The 16,973-nt window shown below is 42.9% G+C and carries 15 protein-coding genes; 10 read left to right on the top strand and 5 right to left on the bottom strand.

Going from position 1 to position 16,973, the window contains the following annotated elements; all coding sequences use genetic code 11:
* Positions 1 to 53 precede the first annotated feature (53 nt).
* A complete protein-coding gene (locus MMA19_RS08010) occupies positions 54 to 533 on the bottom strand; it encodes a GNAT family N-acetyltransferase (protein ID WP_240205945.1) in 480 nt (159 codons plus the stop codon).
* Complete coding sequence (locus MMA19_RS08015) at positions 526 to 1,002, bottom strand: GNAT family N-acetyltransferase (protein ID WP_240205946.1); 477 nt, start codon at positions 1,000 to 1,002, stop codon at positions 526 to 528. The genes MMA19_RS08010 and MMA19_RS08015 overlap by 8 nt, the downstream gene beginning before the upstream one ends.
* A gap of 164 nt (positions 1,003 to 1,166) precedes the next feature.
* Here MMA19_RS08015 and MMA19_RS08020 point away from each other — a divergent pair, with 164 nt between their 5' ends.
* The 9 genes from MMA19_RS08020 to MMA19_RS08060 all read left to right on the top strand — a co-directional run bounded on the left by MMA19_RS08020 (position 1,167) and on the right by MMA19_RS08060 (position 12,255).
* Positions 1,167 to 1,805 carry an NAD(P)H-dependent oxidoreductase gene (locus MMA19_RS08020; protein ID WP_006070688.1) on the top strand — a complete coding sequence of 213 codons (639 nt, stop codon included), beginning with the start codon at positions 1,167 to 1,169 and terminating at the stop codon, positions 1,803 to 1,805.
* Entirely contained in the window at positions 1,802 to 3,718 is a 1,917-nt protein-coding gene (locus MMA19_RS08025) for a monovalent cation:proton antiporter-2 (CPA2) family protein (protein WP_240205947.1), read from the top strand. The genes MMA19_RS08020 and MMA19_RS08025 overlap by 4 nt, the downstream gene beginning before the upstream one ends.
* A gap of 193 nt (positions 3,719 to 3,911) precedes the next feature.
* The gene (locus MMA19_RS08030) at positions 3,912 to 5,192 is read left to right on the top strand and encodes an MATE family efflux transporter (RefSeq protein WP_198558271.1); all 1,281 of its coding nucleotides are present in this window, start codon (positions 3,912 to 3,914) and stop codon (positions 5,190 to 5,192) included.
* A 95-nt stretch (positions 5,193 to 5,287) separates the two neighbouring features.
* A complete protein-coding gene (raiA, locus tag MMA19_RS08035; protein ID WP_006070691.1) occupies positions 5,288 to 5,644 on the top strand; it encodes a ribosome-associated translation inhibitor RaiA in 357 nt (118 codons plus the stop codon).
* Positions 5,645 to 5,907: 263 nt separating this feature from the next.
* The gene (locus MMA19_RS08040) at positions 5,908 to 6,072 is read left to right on the top strand and encodes a hypothetical protein (protein WP_006070692.1); all 165 of its coding nucleotides are present in this window, start codon (positions 5,908 to 5,910) and stop codon (positions 6,070 to 6,072) included.
* Positions 6,073 to 6,101: 29 nt separating this feature from the next.
* Entirely contained in the window at positions 6,102 to 7,775 is a 1,674-nt protein-coding gene (locus MMA19_RS08045; protein ID WP_240205948.1) for a mechanosensitive ion channel domain-containing protein, read from the top strand.
* Between the two features lie 192 nt (positions 7,776 to 7,967).
* Positions 7,968 to 9,176 carry a multidrug efflux MFS transporter EmrD gene (gene emrD, locus MMA19_RS08050; protein WP_240205949.1) on the top strand — a complete coding sequence of 403 codons (1,209 nt, stop codon included), beginning with the start codon at positions 7,968 to 7,970 and terminating at the stop codon, positions 9,174 to 9,176.
* A 267-nt stretch (positions 9,177 to 9,443) separates the two neighbouring features.
* Positions 9,444 to 11,528 (top strand): GGDEF domain-containing protein, encoded by a 2,085-nt coding sequence (locus MMA19_RS08055; protein WP_240205950.1) that lies wholly within the window; start codon positions 9,444 to 9,446, stop codon positions 11,526 to 11,528.
* Between the two features lie 178 nt (positions 11,529 to 11,706).
* Positions 11,707 to 12,255 carry a DUF3124 domain-containing protein gene (locus MMA19_RS08060; protein ID WP_006070696.1) on the top strand — a complete coding sequence of 183 codons (549 nt, stop codon included), beginning with the start codon at positions 11,707 to 11,709 and terminating at the stop codon, positions 12,253 to 12,255.
* A gap of 49 nt (positions 12,256 to 12,304) precedes the next feature.
* Here the strand turns inward: MMA19_RS08060 and MMA19_RS08065 are convergent, their stop codons facing one another.
* Positions 12,305 to 13,387, bottom strand: coding sequence for a TRAP transporter substrate-binding protein (locus tag MMA19_RS08065; protein ID WP_006070697.1), 1,083 nt, complete (start codon positions 13,385 to 13,387; stop codon positions 12,305 to 12,307).
* A 282-nt stretch (positions 13,388 to 13,669) separates the two neighbouring features.
* On the opposite strand from MMA19_RS08065, the gene MMA19_RS08070 reads away from it, so the two are divergent.
* Entirely contained in the window at positions 13,670 to 14,290 is a 621-nt protein-coding gene (locus MMA19_RS08070; RefSeq protein WP_038222142.1) for a LysE family translocator, read from the top strand.
* A 30-nt stretch (positions 14,291 to 14,320) separates the two neighbouring features.
* Here the strand turns inward: MMA19_RS08070 and MMA19_RS08075 are convergent, their stop codons facing one another.
* Both MMA19_RS08075 and MMA19_RS08080 read right to left on the bottom strand, forming a co-directional pair.
* Positions 14,321 to 16,531, bottom strand: coding sequence for a hypothetical protein (locus tag MMA19_RS08075; RefSeq protein WP_240205951.1), 2,211 nt, complete (start codon positions 16,529 to 16,531; stop codon positions 14,321 to 14,323).
* Positions 16,518 to 16,688: a hypothetical protein gene (locus MMA19_RS08080; protein WP_006070701.1), complete on the bottom strand. Its 171-nt coding sequence runs from the start codon at positions 16,686 to 16,688 to the stop codon at positions 16,518 to 16,520. Before MMA19_RS08080 ends, MMA19_RS08075 begins: the two co-directional genes overlap by 14 nt.
* Between the last annotated feature and the right edge of the window lie 285 nt (positions 16,689 to 16,973).

A 16,973-nucleotide genomic window follows, 5' to 3' on the forward strand; every position in this document is an offset into this window, starting at 1 on the left:
ACTATCAAACCATTAATTCCACATTCGGGTCGCGCAATCTACCGTTACTATAACTACTCGTCAATCTCTTCTGCTCGCCAAACTAGGCGTAACATGTCTTTGTGTTGAATACCGTGTTCGAAGATCGGTTCATCATAATTATCGAGAAAGAAGTCTTTAATCACTCTCTCTACTCGAAAACCGTGCTTTTGATAAAACGAGAGTTGATAACCAAATGTACCTGTTCCTAATTCGACAACCCTAATACCTCGGCTCGCTAGCTTCGCTAATGTTTCATCAAGTAGAACTCCGCCAAATCCTTTGCCATGGTACTCTGGGTAGGTTGCGATATTGAACAGTTCAGCTTTACCATTAACCTGATCAACTTCTATTAACGTTGCCCCAATCAACCTATCTTGCATAAACACAGCAAAAGCATGACATCGGCCTCGATAAACGTTAATCGCGGCTTCCTCTGGGTCAGCCAATAACAAAATATCCAGCGGTAACTGTTCTTGAGCAATCTCTTTCACTTCAAACATCGAGTTATTCATCTTTTAATACTCTTTCCATCAGATAGTTATCTAACACGACGCCACGAATGTCAGCTTGGTTTGGTCGCACTACGTTAAAGCCAAAATGAAGGAAAAACGGCTTTGCTGTAATGCTCACATAGGAATACAGCCTACAAATATCAGCTTCTCGCGCTTTATTCATAATGGTCTGCATCAACACACTCCCTACCCCTTGCCTTTGTGCTTGGTGGTGACAATAGAAATGGTCTATTAATCCATCGGCTTGTAAATCACTATAACCCAGTATCTGAGTTTGGATTGTCACCACAAAAGGCTTACATCGAGCAATATACGCTTCAAAAGCGGATGTCTCTAACTCATCACGAGCCCATGCTCTAATCTGCATCTCATTGTAATCATTGCGATTTACAGTGCGAATTGTTTGCCGATATAATTCCAATAACTCATTTGCATCGTCTTGCGTCGCTGCTCTAACCGACAATCGCATATCTAGACTCCTTTATGTGACCGTTAATTCTCGCAATTAATAGTAGCAAGCTAAAGATGTTTAACGGGGTTCAATGTTAAGGTTACTAGACGGTAACCAATTGAAAAATATCTTTTTGTGTACTAGATATTAAAACTCATAGATGAAGCTATCCGGAAGCCATTATGCCCGAAAAAAATAACAAAGTGCTGGTGCTGTACGCACATCCATCTCAGAGACGTTCAGAGGTCAATGCTCCCATGTTTAGAGATGCCCAATCCATTAAAGGAGTCACCGCGGTCGATCTGTATTATGAGTACCCAACTTACAACATTAATATCGATAGAGAGCAACAACGATTAATTGATCACGATATTGTTATTTTTCAATTCCCTCTCTATTGGTACTCAACGCCTTCTATCCTTAAAGAATGGCAAGACTTGGTATTAGAGTATGGGTTTGCTTATGGGCAAGATGGCACAGCACTGCATGGTAAGACTTTTTTATGTGCAATCTCTGCTGGCGGTAAGGCAGATGCTTATCAAACAGAAGGCTACAACCATTTCACTATTAGAGAACTACTCCAACCATTAGAACAGACTGCTAGTTTGACGGGCATGACCTATTTACCGCCTTTCTGCCTTTTTGGTTCACGTACAGCTCAAGAAGAGCGACGTATACCGGAGCATAGAGAGCGTTGGAAAACGCTTTTAAACCTGCTTGTTACCAGCGAGTTCGATATCGAACGAGCAAAACCTCTCGAAAAACTTAACCATTATTGGCCACAAGAACAGGCTATCGAATCAGATAAGGACGCATCATGACCGGTTACTTTCTCCAGGCTTTCGTTTATCTTATAGCCGCCGTCATCGCAGTACCTATTGCTAAGCGCTTAGGTTTGGGATCTGTACTTGGTTACCTCATTGCTGGGGTGGTTATTGGACCTATTATTGGCCTCGTGGGTGAAGAAACTACTACCATTCAACATTTCGCTGAGTTTGGTGTCGTTATGATGCTGTTCTTAGTTGGCCTAGAACTAGAACCTAAGATGCTTTGGGGCATGCGTCATAAACTTATCGGTCTTGGCGGCATTCAAGTTGGTGGCACAGCAGCAGCGGTTATGGGAATAGCACTGATACTCGGACAAAGCTGGAGCGTTGCGCTGACTATTGGCCTTATTTTTGCTCTTTCTTCGACTGCAATTGTTCTGCAAACCTTTAATGAAAAAGGACTGTCGAAAACAGAAGGTGGCCAGAGTGCATTTTCAGTCTTGCTATTTCAAGACATTGCCGTAATTCCAATGTTGGCGTTCATCCCCTTACTCGCCTTGCCAGAACTAGTTGAACAAGCGCAAAATGCCGCGGCGCAGGCGGCTGAGCATCATGACGAATTAAGCTTGGTAGCTGGACTTCCAGGGTGGGCTTATGGATTAGTCATTACTGCGTCAATTGCGGTGGTCGTCGTTGGTGGTCATTATCTTAGTAGACCTTTGTTTAGGTTCGTCGCATCATCTGGATTAAGAGAAATCTTTACAGCTACTGCGCTTATGCTTGTTATTGGTATTGCAGCCTTAATGAGCTTGGTCGGTCTATCTCCTGCCCTTGGTACATTTTTGGCAGGTGTCGTATTGGCCAACAGTGAGTTTAGACATGAGCTGGAGTCAAATATTGACCCTTTTAAAGGGCTTCTCCTAGGCTTGTTCTTTATTACCGTTGGCGCAGGTATTAACTTCGGTATCCTATTTGACGATTTCTTTGTCATTATCGGTTTAACTTTGGGCGTAATGCTCCTAAAGGCAGCAGTGCTGTACGTACTCGCGATGATTTTCAAAATCAAAGATAGTGCCCGATGGTTATTTACCTTGAGTCTTGCTCAAGCCGGTGAGTTTGGTTTTGTTCTGTTAAGCTTCTCGGTTCAGAATCATGTATTGCCTACCGATATCGCCCAAACACTATCACTGGTTGTTGCTTTATCTATGTTCTTAACTCCTGGTCTGTTTATTCTGTTTGATAAAGTCATCTTGCCTAAATTTGAGAAAGACAGTAATGACCGTGAGGCCGACACAGTTGAAGAGCGAGGCACTGTCTTGATTGCGGGTATTGGCCGCTTTGGGCAAATCGTCAATCGTCTTTTGGTCGCTAATGATGTGAAGACGGTGGTACTAGACGTACGTGCTGAACAAGTCGATAACATGCGCCAAATTGGCACCAAAGCTTATTTTGGTGACGCGTCCAAGCCAGATATCCTACATACTGCAGGAATCGAAGATGTGAAACTGCTTGTTATTGCTATTGATAATCAAGAAACCAATGTTGAGCTTGTAAAATACGTTAAACATACGTACCCTCACGTCAAAATTCTTACTCGAGCATTCGACAGAGGGCACGGTTACCAACTAAGGCAAGCCGGCGCAGATTATATAGAGTCTGAAACCTACCATTCAGCTTTAGAGCTTGGTGCTAAAACCATGAAATGTCTTGGCTTTCACCCATTCTTTATTGAACAGCAGAAATCCATCTATAAGACGATTGAAGACAAACAATCCGACCGTCTATATAAAGCTTGGGCAGACGGTGCTGATGGTGAAGAACGCTACGATAACAACTACCGTGACTTATTCATTGAATTGGAAGGCTTCATAAAGGATGCCATGCAAGTCGATCGAAATGACAAACATTCTCGCGAGCGTGGATGGACACCACCTCCAAAAGGTTATGCGGATAAGTTCGAGGAATAAAACGTAAGTAACATTAATCTTTGCTTTGTTTAGCCCCCTGTAACTAATGGGCTCATAAGCTATGATGTTAACAGAGACGGGCATTTAGTCCGTCTCTCCTTTTTCGCAAGTACACAATGATAAGTAAATAGGCACAAATAAAGAGAACAACGTGGATAAAGATTCAAAACAGTTAGCCAAACAATTGTTCAACATGACCCTTCCTATGGTGCTGGGTGTGTTATCCCTTATGAGCTTTCAATTAGTCGATAGTGCCTTTATCGGACAACTAGGCGTATTACCTCTCGCTGCTCAAGGTTTTACACTGCCGATGCAAATGGTCATTATTGGTATCCAAGTAGGCCTTGGTATCGCTACAACGGCAATCATTTCTCGTGCTTTGGGGGCCAATGACGAGTCTTACGCGAAACAATTAGGGGGGTTGATCCTTGTTTTCGGTAGCTTAGGCGTTGCGGCAATTGGCGTACTCATTTGGCTAATTCGACACCCAATCCTCGCCTTGTTAAGTGCACCCGAATCTGTCTATCCAGTAATTGACAGCTATTGGCCTTATTGGCTTCTAAGCTCTTGGGTTGGTGCGGTGCTGTACTTCTACTACAGCGTCTGTCGCGCTAATGGTAATACGGTTCTACCAGGAATGATGATGGTCGCCACGAGTATCATTAACTTAATTCTCGATCCACTGTTTATCTTTACCTTTGATTTGGGTATCAATGGCGCGGCAATCGCGACTATCGTCGCCTTTGGTATTGGTATCGCTTTCGTCGCACCGAAAGTGGTCAATAAGAATTGGGCATCGTTTGATTGGAAAGATGTCAATGTAGTAAACAGTTTGAAGTCGATATGGAAAATTATGGCACCCGCGATGGTCAGTCAATTACTTCCCCCGCTTTCCTCGATGTTGGCTACTAAACTACTCGCAACATTTGGTACTGCTGCAGTAGCTGCATGGGCACTGGGCTCTCGTTACGAGTTTTTTGCCATTGTAACCGTATTAGCTTTGACCATGTCTATGCCGCCTATGGTCGGTAAGCTATTGGGGGCTAAAAACCTTACAGATATCAAAAAACTCGTCAACCTTGCCGTAAGTTATATTCTTGCGTTCCAACTCTTAGTCGCCATTATCACTTACTTGTTTGCAGGTCACTTATCAATACTGATGACCAGCGAAGACAATGTACAACAGATCCTCAATTATCATCTTATTTTAGTCCCTTTCAGCCTTGGGCCTTTGGGCATCTGTATGTTAATGGTGTCTATATCCAATGCGCTTGGCAAAGCAAAAACCGCTTTGACCATTTCAGCGCTTCGTTTATTTGCGTTCTTCTTGCCTTGCTTGTGGTTAGGGTCACAGTTTGGAGGAATCGAAGGACTCTTTTGGGGCGCTTTGGTCGGAAATGTCCTTGCGGGTCTAAGCGCTTGGTTCACATACAGTTATTCTTTAACGCAATTAGAAAAGTCCCTTTCTAAATAAGGCTCAATTTCTATTCCATTTGTACTAACTATTTTTGTCAAAATAGCCCTCCTTTGCTACGTTTAAAAGACGTAGTGAAAGGAGAGGTACAATTAATGAAAATAAACGTTCAGACCCACCACGTTTCAATTGGCGAAGAGTCTCGTCAAGAGATTGAAAACAAATTTGACAAAGTATCAGCTCACTTTCCTCAGTTGATCAGCTGTGACATCATTATCAAGAAAGAGCATGGCCAACACGAAGTGGAAATTTTCACCAATTATGAGGGTGTGAGAGTATCAGCTAAAGCCACCCACGATATTATGTACCCAGCCATTTCCGCAGCGTTGAAGAAGCTTGAAGCAGGTTTGCGAAACCGAAAAGGACAACTAAAAACTGACTTGCACGCCAAACCGACGAGCACCAAACCAGAGATCGCGTCAGACATCATTCAAGAAATGAAACTCACTTAGCCTACCCTTTAAATACAACCTAAAAAGCCGGCTCTTAGCCGGCTTTAACTCGAAAACTTATTGCAGTTCAATAACTTATCCATTACCATTCATAAATTCTTACACTGACTTTTCTATTCTAAATATCTGCTTTATTGCCAACAATATCGAACCCAGCTCAGCATTTCTCTAAAGTTCGCTCCTTTCTGACCACAATGGCGCAAAATGACAAATTCAATAATGCGTTGTCATTACTATGTGCTTAACGCTTTAGGAGGCACGATATGACATATAGAGAATTTCAACACACTGACACTTACAAACTGATGGTTGGCACAGGGGAGTTAATCTCATCTATTGCTTCCTTTCTTTTTACGCTAATCACAGCGATAGCCAAAGCCGGAGTATGGCTTGCTAAAAAAACCTACTCATGGATCGCTAAGCGATAATCCAACATCAACTCAACCAGAGACAGCGAATGAAAAGCAAATTAACTCTTGTTTTGGCATTGGCAATTGGATGTGCCTCTCCTGTTACGCTAGCCGAAGATAGCCATGCCACATCTGTAGGTACTGCAAGCCCACTCTTCGCGCAAATGGATGCACTTCAACAGGACATAAATACATTACAAAAGCAGGCTGAACTTAATCGTTTTGAAGAGAGTATTATCGACAGAAAAAACAACGCGTTGAGACAATCACTTGCGGAACAGTTGCAACATAAAAACCAAGTAGATGAGAACAAGCAGCTTGTTACACAACAAATTCACCTCTTACAAACATTACTCGCGGCAAACGACCAAGACCTTAAACGACTTTCCGACGCATCCAAAATTGCGAGCGACACTGAAAAAGATGCCGTTCAGTTTGCAATGCAAAAACGTATTACCGCGATGGATGAGTATTATGCTGATCTGTCCACCACGTTATCTTGGGCCGCTGAATTAGGGGTAGACATTTCAAAAGCGGAAACTCAATTAGAGCAAGACTTACAGAAACGTGCTGACTTTTTATATAACTCTGTTCTTTTCTTAGATAGCCAACTAAGTGACATTAATGACCGACTTGCTTACGTACCAGAAGACGGTAAAGCAGGATTGCAAGAAGATGGGATCCGAATTTCTGGTCAGATTAATTTACTTATTCTTAGCTTAGAGTCCAGTATTACCCTGTTGGAAAACTACGGTGTTGACACTACAGAGTATAAACAGCTGTTATTCACTGTAACGGGGGATATTAGCACGGACGTTCTCGATTTCAGCGTAATTGTCGGGCTCATGAAAGAGTGGTTAGGCGCATTTAAAGATTGGGCGATGGAGCATACTCCGTCACTAATTGTGAAGATATTCGTCTTTGGCGTCATACTCTGGTTGTCACGTTCGTTCGCTAAAATTGTTGGTAAGGCGGTTAGGAAGAGCGTTAGCCATTCAACAATGAAATTCAGTGTTTTGATGCAAGATTTCTTTGTTTCAATGGCACAAAAAGGAGTAACGGCTCTAGGGCTGCTTATAGCCTTATCACAGCTTGGTATAGAGTTAGGACCGCTATTGACTGGTTTTGGAGTGGCGGGTGTAATTATTGGTTTTGCATTACAAGATACCTTGTCTAACTTTGCGTCTGGCATGATGATTCTCATCTATCGTCCTTTTGATGTAGGAGATCTGGTCAAGGTTGCCGGCATATCAGGAACAGTGAGCCATATGAGCTTAGTATCAACGACCATACGGACTGTTGATAATCAAAGATTAGTCATTCCGAATAATAAGATTTGGGGCGATACTATCAATAATATTACCGCAGAGAAAACTCGACGTGTTGATATGACCTTTGGTATTGGCTACGGCGACGATATAGATCAAGCGAAACAGGTCTTTTCTGACATCTTGCAGCAGCACCCGAAAGTACTTAAATCTCCAGAGCCGATGATCTATGTACATACACTTAATGAAAGCTCTGTCGATTTTATTGTTCGACCGTGGGTACGAACAGAAGACTATTGGGATGTATATTGGGAAGTGACCGAAGAGGTGAAGAAACAACTGGACCGCAATGGGATCAGTATTCCTTTCCCACAAAGAGACGTTCACGTATATCAACATGACCTCGCTCAAAACACAACACTAGACCTGGTCACTCAAGTCGCAAGCAAATAACCACCAATGCGAACTTTAACCGAAGTTCGCATTAGTTTTAGTTATGGAAAATCAAAATATTTATCGTGATTGTCATCACACTTTTCTATTGATTGATTCTATTTCAAACTCTAATATCTGCGCCCTACCGCCCACAGTGGCGAATTTGAACAACAAAAAGCACGAACCACGCAGAGACGAGACAAAAACGAAATGGCATCCAAATACCCATTAGCTAGGCTGACCTTTTTAATCGCAATTTTGACTGCCGTTGGCCAAATGACCCAGACAATGTACGTACCGTCAATTGGGCAAATGGCGCAAGAGTTCCGCGTTAATCCAGCGATGCTGCAGGCAGTAATGGCGTGTTACTTAATTCCCTATGGTTTGTCCCAGTTCATCTATGGTCCACTGTCGGATCGATTAGGTCGCAAGCCAATAATTATCGTTGGTCTTGTTATCTATCTAATTGGAGCGCTCGTAAGCTTATTTGCACATTCTTTTGAACTCTTTCTACTAGGCAGCTTCATTCAAGGAGCGGGAATTGGTAGTGGCGGCGCAATGTCACGAACTCTTTCTCGTGACTGCTTTTCAGGCGAAGAATTACACAGAGCCAACAGCATCATTAGTATGTGCGTGATCTTTTCACCGCTGCTCGCCCCCGTTCTTGGTGGCGTGTTAACTGAAACTATGGGTTGGCGCTCTAGCTACCTTTTTCTGACTCTGTTTGCTGTTGCAGTAGTCATAGTCATGGCTTCCAAACTGGTCGAAACTCTACCAGTTGAGAGACGTAGCCAAAGTTCGGCGATGGATAACTACCGATTTGTGCTTTCTGACAAGCGTTTTCAGGGCTATGTCATTTGCTTAGTTGCTACCTTTGCAGGCGTTGCCGTGTTTGAAGCCGCTGCTGGTGTGTTGTTTGGTGGTGTTTTAAAGCTTTCGGCACTGACGGTAAGCATCCTGTTTGTATTACCAATTCCAGGTTATTTACTTGGTGCTGGGTTCTCTTCCATTATCGCAAAACGGTATGGTAACAACGCAGCATTTAAGTTTGGTTTGGTTTCGACACTTGTAGGCTCAGCGGTCGTCCTTGTGCCTGGATTACAAGGCTCGACCGACGCTTGGACACTTACCATCGGCTCTACCGTTTACTTCCTTGGCGCAGGTGTTTTGTTCCCTGCTGCAACTACAGGTGCCTTAACCCCTTTCCCAAACCACGCGGGAACAGGTGGAGCTGTATTAGGGGGTATGCAAAATCTCGGTGCTGGTTTAGCAACCTTAGGCGCATCTGTTATACCCGCTACTAGCCAGCTACCACTGGGCGTAATCATGTTGATCATGGCGTTGTTAGCTATGTGGGGTTTGCATATCGCCAAGCGCGACAATGGTCCAGATAACGCCGACGATGCGGTAATGGTTTAAATTAGAAAAGAAACAAAGGCTACCTCAGTCTTAGGTAGCCTTTTTAAGATCCTTCGTCCGTCGCATTGCCCCTCATAAGAACACTTACTCAAACTTCAACTTTCTTATAATCATGCGCTATTCATTCAAAGAGCAACACGCCCTTCTCAGTTTTCGAAAATAAACCAGCTTTTATTTTTAATTCAGCCAGTTAACGTTGTATTCTTCATATCTATTATTAAACTATGTCTGTACCTCTGATTCACCCCAAGGAAGGAGTTATTGGAGTTGAAACTTAAATGTGTGCTCACTTTTAAAACCATGCTCACTCGCATGGTTGTTTTGATCGTATTACTAGGAGCCACGCACGTTACTCTAGCTCAGTCTGATACCTATATTGTCGCGGCTCATGAACGAGACTTTATCGCCCGTTTTATTTTTTCTACCATTGAAAAACAATCCAATTTCTCTTTTCAGTACGCAGACTATCCTGTATTTGGTGAGCGATTAGATGCTGTTGAAGACGGTAAAATAGACTTTGTCGCTAATATTACCTATACCAAGAGTCGAGCTTCACGATTCATCTTCTCTGAGCCAATCAACATTGAGCCAACCTATTTATTTAACAAAGGTGGCGAGTCGTTTGATGAAATGCATGTCATTGGAACAACAATGGGAACAGCGTTTAACGACATAATTCAGAGATACTATCCAGACAAACGTGTATTGGGGTTCAATGACAATGACGTTGCATTTGAGAGCTTATTGGCTGGTAATATAGATGGCTATATTGGCACTTTCCTACAATTAGAGAGCTTTTTATCTGCAGGGTTTAAAGCAACCTCGATCAACGACCAAGTCTCCATTCCACCTGTATCCATTATTACCAACAAACAACAGAACACACCACTATTAGCGGCTTTTAGTGACATTATTGCAAAAGACTCTGTCCAGAAAGAAATTCGTCGTTACATCGACAGTTACATTACCGAAATTGCCATTAAACAGCTGAGACACAAAGTTAACTCTAGTGGGTTAGACCTAGACTCTATTATTGAGATCTATCTTAACCCTCGCCCACCTTATGTGTTTTCAGGAGCGAATGGACAACCTGAAGGTATTTCTGTTGAGTTCGCAAAGCAAATTTGCAAACTCAATCAACTAAAATGCCGAATGGTCTACGATCCTACAGAATCGTGGTCAGCATCTTTGCAAAAGCTCACTTTGGGTGAACGTGACGTGACGACTCCTATTGCTGACATAAAACACCGTCAACGTATACTTAACTTCAGCCGTCCCTACGCTTCTATACATGGTGCCATCGCCAAGCGTGTTGGTTACAAAGAAGAAGTCTACCGACATATTTCCGAACTGTTCGCGGAAAAAGTCGGTGTAGTGGAAAACGATGTGTTTGCCTCCATCACTCGACGTTCATTGCCCAACAAAACTCTGGTTTACTACGGTGATACTGAAAAGCTCATTAACGGACTTACTAGCGGGGAAGTCGATTACGCCATTACCAGTCAAGTCACGTTAGACACGTTATTGTACGAACACAATATAACCAACGTGACACAAGACCGTTACTTTCGCCCTTTTTATCAATCTGAGTTGAGTTTTGGGTTTCCTAAAACTGAGCGTGGCGAGATTCTCGCTCAGTTGTTTAATAGAACCTTAGACTTTATCGACGCCAACTCAATAAACCGCCGTTATCAGCCACCAGCAAACTGGCGTGAACTGAATGAAAAAGAGAGTGACAAACGTCGATTAAATATCATCAATACACTGTTAGCGCTGCTAGTGCTAGTGACCTTTTTCTTCGGTTACATAACTAATCATCGCGCCAATCATGATGCACTGACTAAACTTAAAAATCGTCATGCTTTAAACCGTATCCGTAAACAGGCTCTAGAAAAAGGCCACGGACTAATTTACATCGACCTTAATCGCTTTAAACACATTAACGACACTTATGGTCATACGGTCGGTGACCAAGTATTACGTTGCTACGCCAAACGTTTGAAAGAAACCATTGATGGTCAAATTTACCGGATCGGTGGTGACGAGTTCGTTGCCATCACGGAATTCGACCCTAATGAACTCAGAACAATATTAGACCAACTAGAAAGCTATCCGTTTATAGTGCGCGGTTCCGGGGTTGTATTGACGCTGTATGCCTCTGTTGGAGTCTTCTTGCCAGACACTAGTGAGTTAAGTATCAAGCAGTTACTTATCTATACAGACTTCGCTATGTACGAAGCCAAGCGTAATGACAAGATCCGAAGTGTCATTATTGATGAGGCTAAACTCAGAGATCTTGCTATCGTTCATGACCCCAAAAAACGCTCACATCGTGATGTTCCCAAAGGATAAGTAAAACTGCTTAACCTTTATTCCAACATGCTTCTTAGAAAAGACTCCCCCCTCAAAAAAACACAATTGCTAACAGAAAACCTCACTCATAACTCCCTGATTTGAAGCAATTTATGACACCTAGCAAGAGATTGCGAATATAATAGTTTTAGTGAAATAAACAAAAACAGGAGACTTTATGACTGCAAAACAAAATGCTAGCCAATTCGTGTCCATTATCTCAACCATACTTGTTATCGGACTCGCTATCTATCTTGGTACTCTAGTGAAGTCTGTTGATACGATAGAAGAGAAGCTTAGCCATCAGGCACAACAAATAGAAAGAACTTCTCTAAAAGCAACAAATGGTAGTCTTGGTGATACCGCTCGCTCTTATGTTCCTGTCTATTCACATATTTATACCGATGGTGGTAAACCCGTATTGCTGGAAAGCACCTTAGTCGTGCGTAACACTGACCCTAACTCAAGTATTAATATCCATAGCATCAATTACTATGACACCAATGGCCAACTTGTTCGTCAGTTTGTCTCCGAAGGTTACAAACTTGAGGCAATGTCCAGTTCTGAATACTTGGTTGAAAAGCGCGAAGTCAGTGGAGGCGCAGGGGCTAATTTCTTAATCGAATGGTCGAATCCAAACCAAGCGTCAGCCCCTATTTTTGAAGCGGTCATGATTGGCTCTGGCCATGGAAAGGATATTTCATTCACTAGCCGAGCTCCTCTATAAAAAAACACCCCGCATAATGCGGGGTGTTTTATCAATATAACCACTGTAATTAGTTGGCCTGTTCGTTTAGGTAAGCTTGAAGTGAGATGTTCGTCCATTCACGCATCTTCACTAGATAATTGGCTTGTGAATCAAGAATCTCTTTCGCCAATTTATCGTTAGCCGCCTGCTGCTGAAGCAGTTCCTCATTTGCTGCTTTTAGGGCATTGATTACTTCTGGCGGGAAAGAACGGACTTTAATATTCGGATACTCTGAACTCATCTTAGACCAACTGTTCGCATTCTCATGCAAAGCTTGGGTGTACATATCAAACGCGGCAACGCGGAACGAAGTTTCTAAAATGATTTGGAGATCTGCTGGCAGAGATTCCCACACTTTCTTGTTGACCAAGAACTGAGTCTCAGAGCCTGGTTCATGCCATGCTGTGTAGTAATAAGGTGCGATTTTTTGAAAACCCATTCGTAAATCAAAGGCAGGCCCTACCCACTCTAATGCGTCAATTGTTCCTCGCTCTAATGAGGTATACAGTTCGCCCGGCGCGATGTTGGTTGGTTTCGCGCCAACTTTCGCTAACACCTCACCAGCAAAGCCAGGGATACGCATCTTCAAACCTTGCAGATCCTCAACGGTGTTGATCTCTTTTTTAAACCAACCACCCATCTGTATATCTGAGTTGCCGCCGGGGAACGACAACAAATTATGAGGTGAATAGACTTGCTGCATGAGTTCTAGACCCCCACCATGATAGAACCACGAATACTGCTCCATCGTTGTCATACCAAATGGCATCGATGAGAAATACAGAGTATTAGGGACCTTACCTTTCCAATAGTATGAACTTGAATGACCAAGGTCATATTGACCAGACTTAACCATATCAAACACACCTAAAGGGGCTTTGTGTTTGTTAGCAGAGTCGATTCGAATAATTAAACGTCCATTCGACATTTCTTTGGCTAACTTTGCCATATTCTTACTCGCGTCACCCAGAATTGGTGTATTAGGCCCCCAGGTTTCTGCCAGTTTTAAACGGTAAACTTTATCGTCAGCTTGCACTTGAAAGGTTGCCACAGCAGTGAGGGATGCAATGACGATAGTACTCAGTCGACGAATGGTTTTTGTGAATTCCATTTCTTAGATTCCTATGTACGTTATTGGATAGCTCAACAACAATGGATGTAAACACTATGTATGTCAAAGTGTTACCGTTTGGGTATATTCTTCTTAAGCAGTCATTACACCTAATATTTAACCGTTCATCCCTATTTTATACTTCACATTGTCTAACGACTCTATTTAACTCCAACCTTTCACTAGCCAAAAATATTCCATTCTGTTTAACAAATTGATAGTTCTGTCACGAAATCTCTGTTATTAATAGCTAAATTGTTAAATATTCTAATAAGCATCATTATGGACTGGGCAACACTCTCAATATTCATCCCCACATTTTTCTTTGTTTCTATCACCCCAGGAATGTGCATGACACTGGCGCTTACAATGGGCATGAGTATTGGCTACCGACGTACGTTGTGGATGATGGTCGGTGAATTGCTCGGTGTTGCCGCCGTTTCTCTTGCTGCTATCTTAGGTATTGCTGCCGTCATGTTGAAATACCCAGAAGTATTCACTGTCTTTAAGGCCGTCGGCGCAACTTATCTGTTCTATCTTGGCATCCAAATGTGGCGCTCACGTGGTAAACTAGCCATCACCTCTGACGTTGAACAACAAACCGAACACAAAGATTGGGATCTAGTCGTTCAAGGCTTTGTTACCGCTATTGCCAATCCCAAAGGTTGGGCATTTATGATTTCGCTTCTTCCCCCATTTATCGACCAGTCAAAGCCAATGTTTGGACAAGTATCGATCATGCTCGGAATTATTTTGGTCAGTGAGTTTGTTTGTATGACTATCTACGCGACTGGTGGAAAAGGATTGAAACGAACATTGGGTAATGCAAACAACGTACGGACCATGAACCGCATTGCGGGAACACTCATGTGTGGTGTTGGGGTTTGGTTGTTTATTGGGTAAAAATGGGCTCCGATTTGGAGCCCGTTTATTTTATTGTGTTACACCTACAATCACTGAAGGCTCTCCTGTCACCTCAGGCATACTACCGATATCGGCACTACCCGTGACAGAAGTTGGTACCGCAACGGCAGGGTCTTGCAAGGTTAATGCGTCGCACTCAGACGTTGCCAAAGGTTTCATCAACTCTTCAATTTCACGAGCTTTTATAACGTATTGACTGCTTCCTCCCATAGCTACACCATCGCCGATTGAAAAGGCAGCACGATAATGGTCGTCCTCGTCATTTTTGATACTTGGAATGCCCCATAGATCACCATTCCCTCCGTAGTTAAGCATAAAGGTCTGGTTCGCATAGTCACCAGCATCACCATTTCGATCATTGTTAGTGGTATGAACATAGCTAAACTGAATTGGACGGTCGAAGCTCACGATATCCCCCGATTCATTGCGAACTGTAGTCAATCGATTCCACTCATTGACCCCTGTTTCCCACACATAAAATTCTTGCACAACATTAGGATCGTAAATTTCCCATGGATTAGAAATAGACTGCGACGATAGAACCATTGGTCCTGTTCTCAATCCCCAATGGTGAGGTGTAGATTCAAGACTTGATGAGGTAACAGACGAATCGAAATGAACCGCTTCGCCACTGGTTACGCTAACGAGCGTCAATGCGTTAACACCATCAATCGAGAACGTAAATTGATAAGCAATGCCATTCACAGTTTCAAATGGGCTATTCTCTCCCCAATACTGGGCGATATGCTGGTCATCAATGGTACCGATCGGACAATTATCGTAACAAGTTAGTGTAATGGTGCCGTTGTTAGGAAGTGCAGCATCACCGTTTTGTGACCCATCAATAAAGGTTTGGACATAATAAGTTATGCTATCCTCTCCGTTGAGATACTTCACCTCTCCGCCGAGCTGCTCAGAATACATATATAGACTGTCGTAATCGCTAAGCGATATTACGATTGGAGTTTCTAGCTGAGTCACACTAGGACCATTATCCGTCCAAGACAGCTTACCAACTTTAATGAACTGTTGATTGCTATAGTTCACGACCCACTGATCGAAAGAGTTGTCTTGATAGACATCATCATCCCAATAGTTAAAGTCTATCCCTGCTAATTCAGTGAGCGCTAACGTATTCACTGTGTTTTTGATTAAACGGCCCGGCGCTGTCACGATAGTCAAAGTTTCCTGTTGTTCGTTGTTATCCTTCACTACGGTGTCACCATTACTGAACTGATGACCGCTTTCGGTCCAAAGCCCCCAATAACCTATAAAGCCGTAGTTATCGTTATTGCCATTGCCCGTAGAGTCATAACGAATAGGAAAGCCACTATTGAGTTCGACAGCAGCCCCTGTCGATGCATCAAATAAATCATATCGATGAACGTGTGATGTAAATTCTGTCCGACTCAAACATTGAGAGCCAGTTGCAAAGTCTCCTGACTTGTAAGGCAAATCATCAAAACCGCCATTGGTACTCTGAACTAATACGCGATTCTCATTGAATGCTAGTGCAAACGTCTGTCCTCCACTACCATATTGACCAGAGTATTCCATGCCCGTTAACGCAACGCCTGTAGTTCTATCTTCAGACATGACCACACTGGCACATTGTTTGTAGCTTTGGTTACCGCCGTGGCTTCCCTGCTCATATAATGTGAAACCAATTTGTCCATCAAGATCAGAGATCGTTTTGACTTCACCTCCTCCTGATTGATTGTTTTGGTCAAAATTATCAAAGAAGTCAAAGTTAAAGGTGAAGTCGCCAAATGGATTGGCATCAGTGGCGCCATTACGAATTTCCGCTTTGAACTTAATCGCTTGTTCCCCCTCATCACTTTGTCCCATATCTGGAAGCCATACACTAACGCGTAAAGGGTCGGAATCAGACTCTCGAACAACCGTACTTACCGCTTTCATCAACTGGGTTTGATTACTCGCGCCTGATGATTGCCCGCTATCACCTGATTTATCTTCATCAAAACACACCGACTCATCAGCTAACACTAAGTAAGGCCCTTGGTTAGCAAACTCGACGCTGTTGAACTGCGCCGTAAAGCACAGAATGCTGTTCACGAGTTCAATAGGTTCTAAAGCTTCGTTCCAGACATGTGTCCGCTGCTCTGCGAGCGTATAGTCTGTGCCCGCGTCATTGTATGCGGCTTGAATAGTGAAAGGGGCTAGCGCCAAGACAAGTGGAATTAGTTTAGTCGTTTTCATTGGTCACTACCTCCAATTGTTCAGGCAGCGAAAGCTGAGATGTCGGAATGGTTTGAGTCTGATTACCTGAGCTGGAGTCTCCTCCACTTCCATTACAACCGAAGAGTATTCCTAGGACAAAGGTAGCGATTACTGCTTGGATATGAAGTCGTTTCATATCTCCTCCTTGTAATTCAACTTACGAACGTAATTCGCGCCAACTAACCTTATTTATAATGTGGTTATAAATACCCTAGGATAATGGATACATAAGTTTATAGAACAAAATCCCATATACATATGGCATTTGCTTATAAACCATACAATTTACATGGTTTATGTAGGTAAATTACAATATATGTAAAAACAGCACTATTGTATGACAAATATATCTATGCTAATCTGCGTTCACCCTTGCGGCAAAACGATTGCTATGCTTTTCCCCTATAAATAGCTTCTTCTA

The organism is Vibrio sp. CyArs1, from assembly GCF_022432925.1.
GTDB classification, from domain to species: domain Bacteria; phylum Pseudomonadota; class Gammaproteobacteria; order Enterobacterales; family Vibrionaceae; genus Vibrio; species Vibrio mediterranei.

Coding starts and splice junctions, on each gene's coding strand:
- MMA19_RS08080 (WP_006070701.1), bottom strand. CDS start 16,688: ATGAAACGACTTCATATCCAAGCAGTAATCGCTACCTTTGTCCTAGGA.
- MMA19_RS08065 (WP_006070697.1), bottom strand. CDS start 13,387: ATGGAATTCACAAAAACCATTCGTCGACTGAGTACTATCGTCATTGCA.
- MMA19_RS08045 (WP_240205948.1), top strand. CDS start 6,102: ATGAAAAGCAAATTAACTCTTGTTTTGGCATTGGCAATTGGATGTGCC.
- MMA19_RS08060 (WP_006070696.1), top strand. CDS start 11,707: ATGACTGCAAAACAAAATGCTAGCCAATTCGTGTCCATTATCTCAACC.
- MMA19_RS08075 (WP_240205951.1), bottom strand. CDS start 16,531: ATGAAAACGACTAAACTAATTCCACTTGTCTTGGCGCTAGCCCCTTTC.
- MMA19_RS08015 (WP_240205946.1), bottom strand. CDS start 1,002: ATGCGATTGTCGGTTAGAGCAGCGACGCAAGACGATGCAAATGAGTTA.
- MMA19_RS08010 (WP_240205945.1), bottom strand. CDS start 533: ATGAATAACTCGATGTTTGAAGTGAAAGAGATTGCTCAAGAACAGTTA.
- MMA19_RS08070 (WP_038222142.1), top strand. CDS start 13,670: ATGGACTGGGCAACACTCTCAATATTCATCCCCACATTTTTCTTTGTT.
- MMA19_RS08020 (WP_006070688.1), top strand. CDS start 1,167: ATGCCCGAAAAAAATAACAAAGTGCTGGTGCTGTACGCACATCCATCT.
- raiA (WP_006070691.1), top strand. CDS start 5,288: ATGAAAATAAACGTTCAGACCCACCACGTTTCAATTGGCGAAGAGTCT.
- MMA19_RS08025 (WP_240205947.1), top strand. CDS start 1,802: ATGACCGGTTACTTTCTCCAGGCTTTCGTTTATCTTATAGCCGCCGTC.
- MMA19_RS08030 (WP_198558271.1), top strand. CDS start 3,912: ATGACCCTTCCTATGGTGCTGGGTGTGTTATCCCTTATGAGCTTTCAA.
- MMA19_RS08040 (WP_006070692.1), top strand. CDS start 5,908: ATGACATATAGAGAATTTCAACACACTGACACTTACAAACTGATGGTT.
- emrD (WP_240205949.1), top strand. CDS start 7,968: ATGGCATCCAAATACCCATTAGCTAGGCTGACCTTTTTAATCGCAATT.